Source organism: Caldimonas manganoxidans ATCC BAA-369 (assembly GCF_000381125.1).
Lineage (GTDB): Bacteria > Pseudomonadota > Gammaproteobacteria > Burkholderiales > Burkholderiaceae_C > Caldimonas > Caldimonas manganoxidans.
This window is the reverse complement of sequence record NZ_KB905932.1, coordinates 182,595-197,480: the sequence shown is the minus strand read 5'-3', so window position 1 is coordinate 197,480 and position 14,886 is coordinate 182,595. Positions and strand designations below refer to the sequence as shown.

The window sequence follows — 14,886 nt, the reverse complement described above, 5'->3', positions numbered from 1 at the left end:
CACCCGTTTCATGTGCTCAAGCGCCTGTGGGGCTTTGCCAAGGTGCGCTACCGAGGCCTGGCCAAGAACGCCAACCGCGCCTTCACGGCGCTGGCGATGGTCAACCTGTACATGGCCGCACGGCGCGTGCCGGCATTGGTGCGCCCGTAATGGGCCCATCATGGCCCGGGCGGGCGCCGAAGGGCCCGCCAGTAAGGCCCTCGAGGCCGTAGAACGCGCCAAAAACGCTCCGTTTCGCCCCGCGCAGGACAATCTCGCCGCGGCGCGGGGCTTGATCAGCGTTTCCCTATGGCATTCCCAAGCCCAAGGGCACCGAGGCCTTCGAGCCCGAGCTCTTGCTCGTGCCCTGTGTGGGCTTTGGGCCGGCCGGCCTGCGCTTGGGCTACGGCGGTGGGTTCATCGACCGCACCCTGGCGGCCCTGCAGCCGCGTCCGTGGTCGGTGGGGCTGAGTTATGCGCACGGCTTCGTGCCGCTGCTCAAACCCCTGGCCGGCGATGTCCATCTGGACACCCTGCTCACCGAGGAGGGGGTGATGTGGGAGCGCGGCTGATGCGGCCCCTCAGGCCAAACCCAGCCGCTGGCAGATCTGCAGCGTGGCGTGGGCTTGGTTCATCGTATAGAAATGCAGCCCTGGCGCCCCGCCCGCGCGCAGGCGCTCGCACAGCTGGCTGACCACGTCCAGCCCGAACGCTTGGATCGATGCCTTGTCGTCGCCATAGGCCATCAGTCGCAGCCGGATCCAGCGCGGGATCTCGGCGCCACACGCATCGGAAAAGCGCATCAGCTGTGACGAGTTGGTGATGGGCATGATGCCTGGGACGATGGGCACGTCCACTCCGAGCTTGCGAGCTTCATCGACGAAGCGGAAGTACGCATCGCCATTGAAGAAGTACTGCGTGATCGCCGCGTTCGCCCCGGACCGCACTTTGGCGGCGAAGGCTTGCACGTCGGCGTCCGGAGAGCGGGCCTGCGGGTGCATTTCGGGATAGGCGGCCACCTCGATGTGGAAGTGGTCCCCCGTCTCGGCCCGGATGAAGGCCACCAGATCGCTGGCATGGCGGAACTCGCCGAAGCTGCCATAGCCACTGGGCAGGTCGCCCCGCAGCGCCACCACACGGCGGATGCCCAGTTGGCGAAACTGCGCCAGCTGAGCGCGCACGCTCTCACGGGTGGCACCGATGCAGGAAAAATGCGGTGCGGCGTCCACGCCTTCGGACAGGATGGCCTGCACCGTTTGCAGGGTGCCATCCTGCGTGGAGCCGCCGGCGCCGTAGGTGACGGAGCAGTACTCGGGCTGGAGTGCATAGAGCTGCGCGCGCACCGCGGCGAGCTTGTCCACCCCTTCGGGGGTTTTGGGCGGGAAGAACTCCAGGCTGATCGGCAGCCGGTTCTCAGTGGCGTTCATCGATTCCTCTTCGTGTGTGTTCGGTAGACATCACATCAGCCGCGCGTGCAGGCCCAGATGAAGAACTCGCGGTTGCCATCCCCGCCGGTGATGGGGCTGTCGAACCAAGCGCGCACCGTCCAATCCAGCGCTCGACAGGCCTCGCGCAGACGCTGCTCGACCCGCGGGTACAGGTGGGCGTCTTTCACCAACCCGCGTTTGCCCACCTGGCTGGGGCTCAGCTCGAACTGCGGCTTGACCAGCATCAGCACCTGGGCCCCGGGCTTGAGCCACGGCGCCAGCGGGGCCAACACCAAGGTCAGTGAGATGAAGGACAGATCCCCCACCATCAAATCGAAACTGCCCTGGGCCTGCTCGGTGGCAAAGGCCGTGCCCTGTGGAGAACGCGCGTTGAGGCCTTCGTAGACGGTCACGCGCGCATCGCCGCGCAAGCGCTCGTGCAATTGGCCTTGGCCCACCTCCAGCCCCACCACCGCGGCAGCGCCGGCTTGCAGCAGCACATCGGTGAAGCCGCCGGTGCTCTGCCCCACGTCCAGGCAGCGCCAGCCCCGCACGTCCAGACCGGTTGCGCGCAAAGCGCCTTCCAGTTTGAGTCCGCCGCGCGAGACGAAGCGCAGCTCGGCATCGTCCACCACTTTCAAGGCGCAGCCTTCGGGCAGGATTTCTCCGGCCTTCTTCGGCGCCTGCCAGCCCTGCGGCCCCTTCCAGCGCACCGCCCCGCGCTCGATCAGCCGTTGGGCGGCCGAGCGCGACGGCGCCAAACCTTGCTGCACGAGGAGTTGATCGAGACGGGGCATCGCAAGCCTCCGGCATGCCGCCCAGGCCGCAGCGGCGGCGGGGCCGACGATCAGTACCGGTAGGTGTCGGGTTTGTAGGGCCCTTCTTTGGGCACGCCGATGTAGGCGGCTTGTTCGTCGGTCAGCACGGTGAGCTTGGCGCCGAGCTTGGACAACTGCAGTCGCGCGACCTTCTCGTCCAGATGCTTGGGCAGCACATAGACCTTGCCCACTTCGTAGCGCTCGGGCTGGGTGTAGAGCTCGATTTGCGCCAGCGTCTGGTTCGCAAAGCTGGAGGACATGACATAGCTCGGATGCCCTGTGGCGCAGCCCAGGTTCACCAAGCGCCCCTTGGCCAGCAGGATGATGCGTTTGCCATCCTCGAAGATCACGTGATCGACCTGCGGCTTGATCTCTTCCCAGCGGCACCGGGCTTCCAACGAGGCGACATCGATCTCGTTGTCGAAGTGGCCGATGTTGCACACGATGGCCTGGTCTTTCATGCGGGCCATGTGTTCGTAGGTGATGACGTGCTTGTTGCCGGTGGCCGTCACGAAGATGTCGGCCTTGTCGCAGGCCTCGTCCATCGTGACGACCTTGTAGCCTTCCATGGCCGCCTGCAGCGCGCAGATGGGGTCGATCTCGGTCACCCAGACCTGGGCCGACAAGGCCCGCAGCGCCTGGGCCGAACCCTTGCCCACGTCGCCATAGCCACATACCACGGCGATCTTGCCGGCGATCATCACGTCGGTGGCGCGCTTGATGCCGTCCACCAGCGATTCACGGCAGCCGTAGAGGTTGTCGAACTTGCTCTTGGTGACTGAGTCGTTGACATTGATGGCGCGGAACATCAGTTCGCCACGTGCGGCCATTTGCTTGAGCCGGTTGACGCCGGTGGTGGTCTCTTCGGTGACGCCGATGATGGCCGCGCTCTTGCGCGAATACCAGGTCGGGTCCTGCGCCAGCTTGGCCTCGATGGCCGCAAAGAGGACGCGCTCTTCTTCACTGCCGGGATGTGCCAGGACCGAGCGGTCCTTTTCGGCACGCCGGCCCAAATGCATCAGCAGCGTGGCATCACCGCCGTCGTCCAGGATCATGTTGGGGCCTTCGCCTTCCGAGCCGGCCGGTCCGAACTCGAAGATGCGGTGGGTGTAGTCCCAATAGTCCTGGAGCGACTCGCCCTTGTACGCGAACACGGGCGTGCCTTGGGCGACGAGCGCGGCGGCCGCATGGTCTTGCGTGCTGAAGATGTTGCACGAAGCCCAGCGCACGCTGGCGCCCAGGGCCTGCAGCGTTTCGACCAGCACGGCCGTCTGAATGGTCATGTGCAAGCTGCCGGCGATGCGCGCGCCTTTGAGCGGCTGGCTGGCTGCGAATTCCTCGCGGATGGCCATCAGGCCGGGCATTTCGGTTTCGGCGATGCGGATTTCCTTGCGCCCCCAGTCGGCGAGCGACAGGTCGGCCACGACGTACTGGTCGCTCGACAGGGCGGGCTTGAGGACAGCGTTCATGAGTTTCTCCTGATGGAAAAACCGCCGTGCGCCGGGGGAAGGTGGACAGGCCCACCCGGCCAGACACATGCGGGTGAGCGCCGTTGCGATCGAAGCCGTCCGAGCCTGGGGCCTGCAGGCCTTGCAACGCTCCTCGGACAGACCTCGATTGTAGCCGCCCCGGGCGGGGGCATGTTGGGCTGGGCTGCACCGCGACGGCCAAAACCGGTAGCATTGTCACTTTGCACGCGGCTTTGACGTGCTCGGGCGTCGCCAGGCGTCCTTTCCTTGGCTCATCGGCCAAGACTGTGGAGAGTTTCCCGTGTCTTTTGCCTCCGAAACCCGGCGTCGCCGGACGTTTGCCATCATTTCCCACCCCGATGCGGGCAAGACCACGCTGACCGAAAAGCTGTTGCTCTTTTCAGGCGCGATCCACATCGCCGGCTCGGTCAAGGCGCGCAAGGCCAGCCGCCATGCCACCTCCGACTGGATGGAGATCGAAAAGCAGCGTGGCATCTCGGTGGCCAGCTCGGTCATGCAAATGCTGTACCGGGACCACGTGATCAACTTGCTGGACACACCGGGCCACAAGGATTTTTCGGAGGACACCTATCGCGTGCTGACCGCGGTGGATTCGGCGCTGATGGTGATCGACGCGGCCAATGGCGTGGAGGCGCAGACCCGACGCCTCATCGAGGTGTGCCGCCAACGCGACACCCCCATCCTCACCTTCGTCAACAAGATGGACCGCGAGGGCCGCGACCCCATCGCGCTGCTGGACGAGATCGAGCAGGAACTGGGCATGCCTTGCGTGCCGATGACCTGGCCGGTGGGCCAGGGCAAGGCGTTTGCCGGCATCGTCAATCTGCGCCAAAAGAACATGCGCCTGTTCAAGCCGGGGCAAGATCGCCTCACCGACGACGAGATCGTGCCGCTGGAACAGGCGCAGACGCTGCGCGCGCGCTTCGGTCACGACTTCGAGCTGGCCGAGCAGAACATCGAGCTGCTGAGCGAGGCCGCGCCGGCGTTCGACATGGAGGCCTTTCTGGCGGCCAAGCAGACGCCGGTGTTTTTTGGCTCGGCCGTCAACAACTTTGGTGTGCAGGAAGTGCTCGATGCCCTGGTCGATCTGGCCCCGCCGCCGGCGCCGCGGCGCAGCACCACGCGGCTGGTGCGGCCCGACGAGGAGCAGTTTTCCGGCGTGGTCTTCAAAGTGCAGGCCAACATGGACCCGGCGCATCGGGATCGCATTGCCTTCGTGCGCGTGTATTCGGGCCGCTACACCCAGGGCATGAAGCTCAAGGTGCAGCGCACCGGCAAGGAGTTGCGCCCCACCAGCGTCGTGACCTTTCTGTCGCAACGCCGTGAAGCCGTGGAGGAGGCTTATGCCGGCGACATCATCGGTTTCACCACGCATGGCGGCGTGCAACTGGGCGACACCCTCACCGAAGGCGAGGCCTTGCAATACACCGGACTGCCGTTCTTTGCGCCCGAACTCTTCCAGGCCGTCGAATTGGCCAACCCGATGAAGAGCAAGCAGCTGCAGGCCGGGTTGATGCAGCTGGGCGAAGAAGGCGCCATCCAGGTCTTCCGTCCGCACGAGGGCGGCCCGATGCTGCTGGGGGCCGTGGGTCAGCTCCAGTTCGAGGTGGTGCAGCACCGCTTGAAGACCGAATATGGGGTCGATGTGCGCCTGATGCCCTCGCGCTTCGTCGGCGCCCGCTGGGTCAGCTCCGACTCTGCCGAGGAGCTCAAGAAGTTCATCGACCTCAACGGCAGCAAGTTGGCGCTGGATGCGGCCGACACCTTGGCCTATCTGATGACCTCGCCCTATGACCTGCGTTTGACGCAAGAGCGGCACCCACGCATCCGCTTCCATCCGCTGCGCGAACACGCGGGTCTGACATTGCAGCAGGCGGCCTGATGGCCTCGCCGATGCTGCCCTTGTCGGCCTGGCCGGCCTTGGCGCGCCGGCGGCTGCGCGGCCTGTTCACCGACATCGACGACACCCTCACCCGCGAGGGGGTGATCATGCCCGAGGCGCTGCAGGCCCTGCACGCGCTGCGCGCTGCCGGGGTGGTGGTCATCCCCGTCACCGGGCGGTCGCTGGGGTGGTCCGAGCCCTTGGCGCGGCAGTGGCCGGTGGCTGCCATCGTGCCGGAGAACGGCGCCCTGGCCGTGCTGCCCGATGGCCGGCGCCTGTACTTGCAGGACGAGGCCACGCGGCAACGCAATGCCCGACGCCTGGCCGAAGTGGCCCAGCGCATCCTGGCCGAAGTGCCGGGCGCTCGGCTGGCGCGCGACAGCGCAGGACGTCTGACCGACATCGCCATCGATCATGGCGAATTCACGCACTTGCCGCCCGAACGCATCGACCAGGTCGTGGCGTTGATGCGCGGGCAGGGGATGGTGGCCACCGTCAGTTCCATCCACATCAATGGATGGTTTGGCACGCATGACAAGTGGAGCGGCGCGTGTTGGATCGCCCAGGAACTGCTGGGCGTCGATCTGGAGCAAGAGCTCGACCGTTGGGCTTACGTGGGCGACTCCACCAACGATCAGCCCATGTTCGAGCGTTTCGAGCACAGCGTGGGCGTGGCCAACATCGCGCGTTTCGTGCCGCAGATGCAGCACCTGCCGCGCTATGTCACTGCGTCTGCGCAAGGAGCCGGCTTTGCCGAGGTCGCGCATGCCGTGCTGGCGGCCCGCTGATCAAGGCGCCAAGCCGGGCAGGCCTGTCCACAGCGCATCCAAGTTGGAGATTCCCCAGTCCGCAGGATTTTCGGGGCCGACGATGCGGTCATGGGTGTACGCAGCGCCCAGATCCAGCACCTCGGGCACGATGTAGGTGTTCGATTTGGTCGAGAAAAAGACCTTCACCCGAGGCCGCAACAGCGAGTGTTCGTTTTGTTCCAGCACCACGCCCAGCCGTCCGGACTGCAGGCGCACCAGCGAGCCCGTCGGATAAATGCCCACGCATTTCACGAAGGCTTGGAACACCCGCTCGTCGAAATGCCCCTCCTTGGCCCACAGCGCCATCTTGCGCACAGACTCGGCAGGATGCCAGCCGGCCTTGTACGGGCGATCCGAGGTGATGGCGTCATACACATCACACACCGCCCCGATTTTCGCGTGCAGGCTGATGGCATCGCCGCTGAGCCGGTCGGGGTAGCCGCTGCCATCGATTTTTTCATGGTGGTGCAGGCACACGTCCAACGCCATCTCGCTGCGCACACCGGCCCGCTGCAGCATCTCGAAGCCGGCTCGCGGATGGGCTTGAACGCAGATGAACTCCTCTTGCGTCAGCCGACCCGGCTTGTTCAGGATCTCCAGAGGGATGACCGCTTTGCCCAGATCGTGCAGCAAGCCGGCCAGGGCGGCTTCCCGGACGTCTTCGGCACTGAGCTGGAGTTGCCGTGCCACGGCGGCACACAACGCGGCCACGGCCACGGAGTGCAAATAGGTGTAGTCGTCTTTGGTTTTGAGGCGGGCCAGACTGATCAGTGCATGAGGGTTGCGCTCCAAAGAATCCGAGACCTCGTGGGCCAGGGCCTTCAGCGGCGTGGTATCGACCACGCGGCCCAAGCGGGCTTGCCGAAAGAGGTGCTTGATTTGTGTCTTGGCTTGAGTCAGGACCCGCTGGGCGTGTAGCACCTCGGCTTCCAGGCTCACGCGGCGTGGCGCCGATGGCGAGGCCGGGCGATCGGGCAGCGGCGTGCGCAGCTCGGCACGCAAACGCTCGTCATCAGCCGAGCCGACCTCGGGCAGGCGCAGCGCTGCGGGCTCGGGCGCCACGTCCAGGCCCTTGTCCACGTCGATCACCACTTCCTTGACCGGGGACTGCAACAGCTTGTCCAGATCGGCTGGCGATTTCAAGACGAACGAGGTCTTCCAAAACGGATGATCCAGCCAGGACGTGCCGCACAGCGCGTGGAGGTACATGCCCACACGTACTTGGTGTACGGGAATCTTCTTCAACATGGTGCGACCGATGCTAGCCCATCGGTCGATGGGGGATGCGAAAAATTGCGTGGCAAAAGCCTCACTCGAAGCTTCATCGCCGATCGGAGCGATCCCGGGGGCCTGCCCATTCGGAGTACTGTGCGGGCTGAGGTGGGTGGGAGCGGCGAGTTGGGGCTCACATCGGCCGTGCAGTCTCTGCGGCCGTGAGCCGCGTGGACATCCGACCCGCGGGCACCGCCCCGCCACGGGGCGGCTGGGCCGGGCCGCCGAACGCGGTGTCCGTGGGGCTTACGGCCCGGCTGCCGCACGCAGCGCCTGGGCCTTGTGGCGCAAGTCCCAGGAGGCGCTGGCGCGCCTGCGGGCCTTACAGTCCCGCCGCTGCACGCAGCGCCTGGGCCTTGTCCGTGCGTTCCCAGGTGAACTCGGGTTCCTCACGACCGAAGTGGCCGTAGGCGGCCGTCTTGCTGTAGATCGGCCGCTGCAGGTCCAGCATCTGGATGATGCCCTTGGGACGCAGATCGAAGTGCTCGTTGACCAAGGCGGCGATCTTTTCATCGGGAATTACGCCCGTGCCTTCGGTGTAGACGGTGACATTGATCGGGCGGGCCACGCCGATGGCGTAGCTGAGCTGGATCTGACACTGACGGGCCAGGCCCGCGGCCACGATGTTCTTGGCCACATAGCGGGCGGCATAGGCGGCCGAGCGATCCACCTTCGTTGGGTCTTTGCCCGAGAAGGCGCCGCCGCCGTGCGGGCAGGCGCCGCCGTAGGTGTCGACGATGATCTTGCGGCCGGTCAGGCCGCAGTCACCCTGCGGGCCGCCGATGACGAAGCGGCCGGTCGGGTTGATCAGGTACTTGGTGTCTTTCAGCCATTCCTTGGGCAGCACCGGCTTGATGATTTCCTCGATCACCGCTTCGATGAACGAGGGCTTCATCTTCTTGGGCGTTTCGCTTTGGTCCGGGCTGTGCTGGGTGGACAGCACCACGGTGTCGATGCTGTGCGGACGCCCATCCACGTAGCGCATCGTCACCTGGCTCTTGGCGTCGGGGCGCAGGAACGGCAGCCGGCCATCCTTGCGCAGCTGCGCCTGGCGCTCGACCAGTCGGTGCGCGTAATAGATGGGCGCTGGCATCAGCTCGGGCGTTTCGTCACAGGCGTAGCCGAACATCAGGCCCTGGTCGCCGGCGCCCAAGTTCAGGTAGTCGTCGCTGGCCTGGTCCACGCCCTGAGCGATGTCGTTGCTCTGCTTGTCATAGGCCACCAGCACCGCACAGCCTTTGTAGTCGATGCCGTATTCGGTGTTGTCGTAGCCGATGCGCTTGATGGTATTGCGCGCCACCTCGATGTAATCGACATGGGCATTGGTCGTGATCTCGCCGGCCAGCACCACCAGCCCGGTGTTGCACAGGGTTTCGGCGGCCACGCGCGAGCGAGGGTCTTGCTCGAGGATGGCGTCGAGGATGGCGTCGGAAATCTGGTCGGCCACCTTGTCGGGGTGGCCTTCGGAGACGGATTCGGACGTAAAAAGAAATTCGTTCGCCACTGCAGGGCCTCCTGTTTCGATGACACTCCAGGCGTTTGCCGACCCGGGTCACGAAGGAGGAGCGGCGAACGCTTTAGCGGTATTTGTTGTCGAGCAAGCACCCAAGGCCGGTGCCCACCGGGCAGGCGGCTCGCTATGCTTGCCACCTGCGCATCGCCCCGCAAGTTGTTCCTTAACCCGGCGACCCCCACATTATAGAAACACATGCTGATCCTCTTTCGCCTGCTGTCTCGATGTCCCTTGTGGCTGCTCCATCACATCGGGGCGGCTTTGGGATGGCTGGCCTTCGCACTGTCTCCCACCTATCGGCGCCGTTTCCGCGCCAACGCCGCGCAAGCGGGTGTGCCGTGGTCGCAAGTCCGCCCCGCCGTGGCGGCTGCCGGGCGCATGGTGGCCGAGCTGCCGTGGCTGTGGATGCGTCCGCAGGACCAGCCCTTGGGGGCACGGGTGCGCATCGAAGGGGAGCAGCACATTCGTGCAGCCCATGCCCAGGGGCGCGGGTTGATCTTCCTCACGCCGCACCTGGGGTGTTTCGAGGTGACGGCGCAGGCCTATGCCGAGCACTTCGGCGCCGAGTGCGGGCCGCTGACCGCGTTGTATCGGCCGCCACGCAAAGCCGTGCTGCGCAAGTTGGTGGACACGGCGCGACACCGCCCGGGGCTGAAGACGGCGCCTGCGACGCTGGCCGGCGTGCGGCAGATGATACGCGCGCTCAAGGCGGGCGAGGCGGTAGGGCTGTTGCCCGACCAAGTGCCGCCCGAAGGCCTGGGGGTATGGGCGCCATTCTTCGGCCGGCCGGCGTACACGATGACCCTGGCCGCGCGTCTGGCCCACCAAAGCGCAGCGAGTATCTTGCTCGTCTGGGGCGAGCGTCTGCCTGGTGGGGCAGGCTATGTGGTGCGGTTCTCGCCGATGGCCGAGCCCCTGCCGCTTGAGGCAGAATCGGCCGCCGCTTGCATCAACCGTGCGATGGAACGACTGATCTTGCAATGCCCCGGTCAGTACCTGTGGGGCTATCACCGCTACAAACACCCGCGCGTGTTGCCGCACGAAGGGGGGCAACCTTGAAGCGCTGGGCCAGTCATGCGGCCATCGGCTTGATGTGGCTGGTGCACTGGCTGCCGCTGCCGGTGCAGGCTGCTTTGGGCCGCGGCCTGGGTCGCGCCTTGTTCGCGCTGGGGCGCTCGCGTCGGCGCATCGCCTTGCGCAACCTGGAGCTGTGCTTTCCGCACTGGACGCTGGCTCAGCGGGAGGCTTTGGCCCGTGAGCATTTCCAGTGGTTGGGGCGCAGCCTGCTGGAGCGAGGCTTGCTCTGGTATGCCCCGCGCCGTCGCCTGGAACGCCTGATCCGCATCGAGGGCGATATCGGCCTGGCCGATCGCAGCGACAAGCCGGTGATGTGGCTGGCCCCGCATTTCATGGCGCTGGACGTGGCCGGGGTGGCGATTCAATTGCATGTGAAGAAGACCGGCACTTCCATCTATCAGGCCCAAAGCAACAAAGTCTTCGATGCGGCGATTCGCCGCGGCCGGCTGCGCTTTGGCAATGCCGAAATCTTTTCGCGCAAGGAGTCGGCCAAGCCCTTGATGCGTTGTATCCGTCGTGGCCAGCCCTTCTTCAATCTGCCCGACATGGACTTCGGCCCGAAGGATGCGGCTTTCGTGCCCTTTTTCGGCGTGCCTGCGGCCACGCTGCTGGCGCCCTCGCGCATGGCCCGTGCGCTGGACATGGTGGTGCAGCCCGTGGTGGCCGAAATGCTGCCAGGGGGGAGGGGCTATGTGGTGCGTTTCCTGCCGCCATGGACCGACTTTCCCACCGATGACGCGCTTGCTGATACGCGCCGCATGAACCAGTGGATCGAGCAAGAGATCGAGCGCATGCCGGCCCAGTATCTGTGGGTGCACAAGCGGTTCAAGACTCGACCGCCGGGTGAGCCTCGCCTCTATTGAGCCAGCGGCGCGGCGCGTCGTGGGGGGATAATCGGCGCATGAAACTGCGCTTTACCAAGATGCACGGGGCGGGCAACGACTTCGTCGTGATCGACGCCACGGCGGCTCCACTGTCGTTGTCCGTGGCGCAACTCCAGCGCTTGGGCGACCGGCGCTTGGGCGTGGGGGCCGACCAAATCCTCGTGGTCGAGCGGGCCTCGACGCCCGAGGCCGATTTTCGCTACCGCATCTTCAATGGCGCGACCGGCCAAGAAGTCGAGCATTGCGGCAATGGCGCGCGCTGTTTCGTGCGCTTCGTGCACGACAAGGGCCTCAGCGACCGCAACCCCTTGCGTGTGGAGACCATCAACAACCGCCTGGTGTTGCAGGCCCAGGCCGATGGCCGGGTCACGGTGGACATGAATGCCCCGCTGTTCGACGCCGATCGTGTGCCCTTCGACACCACGGGACTGACACCCCGCCTGGTGGGACCCGCGCCCGGATGGCCGCTGTGGCCGCTCGATCTGGGAGAGGTCACGGTCGAGGTGGCGGTGTTGTCGATGGGCAACCCCCATGCGGTCGTGTTGGTGGACGATGTGGATGCGGCTGCGGTGGCGCAGTGGGGGCCGCGCATCGAGCAACACCCGCGTTTCCCGCGCAAGGTCAACGCCGGCTTTTTGCAGATCATCGACCGCGGGCACGTCAAGCTGCGCGTGTACGAGCGCGATGCGGGCGAGACCCTGTCCTGTGGCACCGGTGCTTGCGCGGCCGTGGTGGCTGGCATCCGACAGGGGCTGCTCGATGCGGCCGTCGAGGTCGAAACCCGCGGCGGCCGGCTGCGCATCGAGTGGGCCGGTGGCGATGCCCATGTGTTCATGACCGGCCCGGCGCAGACCGTCTTTGAAGGAGAAATCGAACTGTGAGCATCTCTTCTGGCATCCAGGGCATCACCGAAGACGACATCGCCCGCTTTCTGGCCAACACGCCCGGATTTTTCGAGCGTCATGCCGAGCTGCTGGCCAGCATTCAGCTCACCAGCCCGCATGGCCATCGCGCCGTCTCGCTGCAAGAGCGCCAAATGGAAATGCTGCGCGAGAAGATCCGTGGCCTGGAGATGCGCCTGATGGAGATGATCCGTCACGGCCAGGAGAACATGGCCATTGCCGACAAGCTGCATCGCTGGACACGTGCCCTGATGCTCACGGCCGATCCCGTGGATCTGCCTGGCACTCTGGTGCACGAGCTGAAGGCCCAGTTTCTCATCCCCCAGGCCAGCATCCGTGTGTGGGGAGTGGTCGCAGCCTATGCCGACCAGCCTTTTGCCCAAGGCGCCAGCGAGAACACGCGCACGTTCGCAAGCAGTCTGGTGCAGCCCTACTGTGGGCCCAATGCCGGCTTCGAAGCCGTGGCTTGGCTGGACGACCCTGCCACGGTCGCCTCGGTGGCCTTGATTCCGCTGCGCCATGGCGTGGGGACCGAAGCCTTCGGCCTGCTCGTGCTGGGCTCGCCGGACCCCACCCGCTACACGGCCGACATGGGCACCGAGTTTCTGGTGCGAGTGGGGGACTTGGCCAGCGCCGGCCTCACCCGCCTGCTGCCCGAAGGCTGAGTCCGAATGACGATGAAGGACCCGTCGTTGCCGCCTCCCATCGAGAGCTATCTCGAGCACCTGCGCGCGCAGCGGCGCGTGGCCGAGCTGACCTTGCGTGCCTACACGAGCGACCTGGCCCAGTTGGTCCGCTTGGCCGACGAGTCCGGCGTGGCCTTGGAAGACGTGCAGGCGCATCACGTGCGCCGTTGGCTGGGCCGCCTGCATGCGGCGGGGTTGTCCGCGCGCAGCCTGGCGCGCATCCTCAGCGCTTGGCGCGGGTGTTACCGTTGGTGGGGGCGGCAGGGCCGCCTGGCCCACAACCCGGTCGATGGGATCAAAGCGCCCAAGGCGCCCAAGCTCCTGCCCAAAGCCTTGTCGGTGGAGCAGTCGGTGGCCCTGGCCGAGCAGGCCCCCGCCGCGGCCGACGACCCCGTGCTGGCGGTGCGCGATCGCTGCATCGTCGAGTTGCTCTACGGTTGCGGCTTGCGCGTCAGCGAGCTGGCGGGGCTGGATGTGCACGCCACAGCGGCAGGCCGCGGCTGGGTCGATCTGGACGGTGCCGAAGTGCATGTCTTGGGCAAAGGGGGCAAGCGGCGCAGCGTGCCACTGGGGCGGGCGGCCTGCCAAGCCTTGCGCGAATGGTTGGCGGTGCGCCCGCGCCTGCTGCGCGGCGAGGAGGCCGCGCTGCTGCTGAGCGAGCGTGGTCGCCGCTTGTCGGTTGCGCAGATCCGCGTGCGCCTGTCGCGGCGCGCGCTGCAGGCCGGCGTGCCCACACGGGTCCATCCACACATGCTGCGACACTCGTTTGCCTCGCACCTGCTGCAATCCAGCGGCGATCTGCGCGCGGTGCAGGAATTGCTGGGGCATGCCCATATCACCACCACCCAGATCTACACCCGGCTGGACTTTCAACACCTCGCCCGGGCCTATGACGCGGCCCATCCGCGGGCACGTCGTAAATCCTGAATTCGCTGCTTCGTTGCCATGAACACCATCATCCTGCGCGAAGGCAAGGAGCGTTCCTTGCTGCGTCAACACCCTTGGGTTTTTCAGGGGTCGATTGCGCGTGGCCAAGCCGGCGCCGGCGACACCGTGCGCATCCAGGCCCATGATGGCCGCTTTCTCGCTTGGGCCGCGTACAGCCCGGCCTCGATGATCCGGGCCCGCGCCTGGAGCTTCGACGAGGCCGAACGCATCGATGCGGATTTTTTCCAGCGCCGCATTGCGCGTGCCTTGGCGCTGCGTGCGCGTCTGCCCATCGACAGCGATGCCGTGCGCTTGATCCACGGCGAAGCCGATGGTCTGCCCGGTCTCATCGTCGACCGTTACGGGGATACGCTCAGCGCCCAGTTCTTGTCGGCCGGCACCGAGCGTTGGAAAGCCGTGATCGCCGACCAATTGCTGGCGGCCACTGGCTTGACCCGCCTGTACGAGCGCTCGGACTCAGGCGTGCGTGCGCTGGAGGGGTTGCCTGCGCAGCGCGGTTGGCTGCTGGGGGAGGGGCCCACCGAGATCACCATCCGCGAACATGGCTGGCAACTCACGCTGGACGTGGCCGAAGGCCACAAGACCGGCTACTACCTCGATCAGCGCGACAACCGGCAACGCTTCGCGCAATGGGTGCGCCATTTCGGCTGCCAACGGGTGCTCAACTGCTACAGCTACACCGGCGGCTTCAGTGTCGCCGCACTGGCCGGTGGGGCGCGGGAAGTGCTCAGTGTGGACTCCTCCGCACCGGCACTGGCTCGGGCGCAAGCCCATGTGAAGCTCAATGGCTTCGAGCTTGCGCGTCACCAAACCCTCGATGCCGATGTGAACGACACGCTGCGTCGCTTCCTGCACGAAGGCCGCCGCTTCGATGCCATCGTGCTCGATCCGCCCAAGTTCGCGCCCTCGGCGGCCCATGCACAGCGCGCGGCACGCGCCTACAAGGACATCAACCGCCTGGCCTTCAAGCTGCTGGCCCCCGGGGGATTGCTGCTGACGTTTTCCTGCTCCGGCGGCATCGGGGCCGAACTGTTCCACAAAATCGTCGCCGGGGCTGGGCTCGACGCCGGGGTGGATGGCATGATCCTGTCACGTCTGGAGGCCGCGCCGGATCATCCGATGACCATTTGTTTTCCCGAAGGGGAATATCTCAAGGGCTTGGCCATCCTCAAGCACGCCGACTGAATCCCTGGCGGGGC

General features: G+C 66.0%; 13 protein-coding genes, 2 pseudogenes and 1 riboswitch. Of the genes and pseudogenes, 10 read left to right on the top strand and 5 right to left on the bottom strand.

Translation table 11 applies throughout. The features are described 5' to 3' along the window. Positions 1-150: pseudogene (locus F615_RS19850) on the top strand (IS5/IS1182 family transposase); the annotation flags it as partial. Positions 151-287: 137 nt separating this feature from the next. Further along, positions 288-551, top strand: a pseudogene (locus F615_RS17720) (5-formyltetrahydrofolate cyclo-ligase); the annotation flags it as partial. 9 nt (positions 552-560) lie between these two features. On the opposite strand, the gene metF reads toward F615_RS17720, so the two are convergent. Genes metF through ahcY form a run of 3 tightly spaced genes read right to left on the bottom strand, consistent with a single transcriptional unit; the run spans position 561 to position 3,693 of the window. After that, a complete protein-coding gene (metF, locus tag F615_RS0103900; RefSeq protein ID WP_019559866.1) occupies positions 561-1,406 on the bottom strand; it encodes a methylenetetrahydrofolate reductase [NAD(P)H] in 846 nt (281 codons plus the stop codon). Between the two features lie 35 nt (positions 1,407-1,441). Next, positions 1,442-2,203 carry a TlyA family RNA methyltransferase gene (locus tag F615_RS0103895; RefSeq protein WP_019559865.1) on the bottom strand — a complete coding sequence of 254 codons (762 nt, stop codon included), beginning with the start codon at positions 2,201-2,203 and terminating at the stop codon, positions 1,442-1,444. Positions 2,204-2,253: 50 nt separating this feature from the next. Then, positions 2,254-3,693 (bottom strand): adenosylhomocysteinase, encoded by a 1,440-nt coding sequence (gene ahcY / locus F615_RS0103890; protein ID WP_019559864.1) that lies wholly within the window; start codon positions 3,691-3,693, stop codon positions 2,254-2,256. Positions 3,694-3,761: 68 nt separating this feature from the next. After that, positions 3,762-3,834: riboswitch (S-adenosyl-L-homocysteine riboswitch) on the bottom strand. A 160-nt stretch (positions 3,835-3,994) separates the two neighbouring features. Between ahcY and F615_RS0103885 the strand changes: the two genes are divergently transcribed. Both F615_RS0103885 and F615_RS0103880 read left to right on the top strand, forming a co-directional pair. Beyond that, a complete protein-coding gene (locus F615_RS0103885) occupies positions 3,995-5,596 on the top strand; it encodes a peptide chain release factor 3 (protein ID WP_019559863.1) in 1,602 nt (533 codons plus the stop codon). Next, a complete protein-coding gene (locus F615_RS0103880) occupies positions 5,596-6,384 on the top strand; it encodes an HAD family hydrolase (RefSeq protein WP_019559862.1) in 789 nt (262 codons plus the stop codon). The genes F615_RS0103885 and F615_RS0103880 overlap by 1 nt, the downstream gene beginning before the upstream one ends. Here F615_RS0103880 and F615_RS0103875 read toward each other — a convergent pair whose 3' ends face one another. Both F615_RS0103875 and metK read right to left on the bottom strand, forming a co-directional pair. Continuing rightward, on the bottom strand, positions 6,385-7,653 hold the full coding sequence (locus tag F615_RS0103875) for an HD-GYP domain-containing protein (RefSeq protein ID WP_026329993.1): 1,269 nt from the start codon (positions 7,651-7,653) through the stop codon (positions 6,385-6,387). 346 nt (positions 7,654-7,999) lie between these two features. Continuing rightward, positions 8,000-9,181, bottom strand: coding sequence for a methionine adenosyltransferase (gene metK, locus F615_RS0103870; protein WP_019559860.1), 1,182 nt, complete (start codon positions 9,179-9,181; stop codon positions 8,000-8,002). A 204-nt stretch (positions 9,182-9,385) separates the two neighbouring features. Between metK and F615_RS0103865 the strand changes: the two genes are divergently transcribed. From F615_RS0103865 to F615_RS0103840, 6 genes are read left to right on the top strand one after another with little or no spacing between them, the layout of a single operon-like run. Beyond that, positions 9,386-10,249: a lysophospholipid acyltransferase family protein gene (locus tag F615_RS0103865; protein ID WP_019559859.1), complete on the top strand. Its 864-nt coding sequence runs from the start codon at positions 9,386-9,388 to the stop codon at positions 10,247-10,249. Then, positions 10,246-11,130 carry an LpxL/LpxP family acyltransferase gene (locus F615_RS0103860; protein WP_019559858.1) on the top strand — a complete coding sequence of 295 codons (885 nt, stop codon included), beginning with the start codon at positions 10,246-10,248 and terminating at the stop codon, positions 11,128-11,130. The genes F615_RS0103865 and F615_RS0103860 overlap by 4 nt, the downstream gene beginning before the upstream one ends. Before the next feature lie 38 nt (positions 11,131-11,168). Continuing rightward, positions 11,169-12,032 carry a diaminopimelate epimerase gene (dapF, locus tag F615_RS0103855; protein ID WP_019559857.1) on the top strand — a complete coding sequence of 288 codons (864 nt, stop codon included), beginning with the start codon at positions 11,169-11,171 and terminating at the stop codon, positions 12,030-12,032. Beyond that, positions 12,029-12,718, top strand: coding sequence for a DUF484 family protein (locus F615_RS0103850; RefSeq protein ID WP_019559856.1), 690 nt, complete (start codon positions 12,029-12,031; stop codon positions 12,716-12,718). Before dapF ends, F615_RS0103850 begins: the two co-directional genes overlap by 4 nt. A gap of 6 nt (positions 12,719-12,724) precedes the next feature. Next, positions 12,725-13,666, top strand: a complete 942-nt coding sequence (xerC, locus tag F615_RS0103845) for a tyrosine recombinase XerC (protein ID WP_019559855.1) — start codon at positions 12,725-12,727, stop codon at positions 13,664-13,666. 18 nt (positions 13,667-13,684) lie between these two features. After that, positions 13,685-14,872: a class I SAM-dependent rRNA methyltransferase gene (locus F615_RS0103840; RefSeq protein ID WP_019559854.1), complete on the top strand. Its 1,188-nt coding sequence runs from the start codon at positions 13,685-13,687 to the stop codon at positions 14,870-14,872. Positions 14,873-14,886: the final 14 nt, after the last annotated feature.

What these genes read in the sequence shown, in the direction of transcription:
- metF (WP_019559866.1), bottom strand. Translation starts at nt 1,406, where the DNA reads ATGAACGCCACTGAGAACCGGCTGCCGATCAGCCTGGAGTTCTTCCCG.
- F615_RS0103895 (WP_019559865.1), bottom strand. Translation starts at nt 2,203, where the DNA reads ATGCCCCGTCTCGATCAACTCCTCGTGCAGCAAGGTTTGGCGCCGTCG.
- ahcY (WP_019559864.1), bottom strand. Translation starts at nt 3,693, where the DNA reads ATGAACGCTGTCCTCAAGCCCGCCCTGTCGAGCGACCAGTACGTCGTG.
- F615_RS0103880 (WP_019559862.1), top strand. Translation starts at nt 5,596, where the DNA reads ATGGCCTCGCCGATGCTGCCCTTGTCGGCCTGGCCGGCCTTGGCGCGC.
- F615_RS0103875 (WP_026329993.1), bottom strand. Translation starts at nt 7,653, where the DNA reads ATGTTGAAGAAGATTCCCGTACACCAAGTACGTGTGGGCATGTACCTC.
- F615_RS0103865 (WP_019559859.1), top strand. Translation starts at nt 9,386, where the DNA reads ATGCTGATCCTCTTTCGCCTGCTGTCTCGATGTCCCTTGTGGCTGCTC.
- dapF (WP_019559857.1), top strand. Translation starts at nt 11,169, where the DNA reads ATGAAACTGCGCTTTACCAAGATGCACGGGGCGGGCAACGACTTCGTC.
- xerC (WP_019559855.1), top strand. Translation starts at nt 12,725, where the DNA reads ATGACGATGAAGGACCCGTCGTTGCCGCCTCCCATCGAGAGCTATCTC.
- F615_RS0103840 (WP_019559854.1), top strand. Translation starts at nt 13,685, where the DNA reads ATGAACACCATCATCCTGCGCGAAGGCAAGGAGCGTTCCTTGCTGCGT.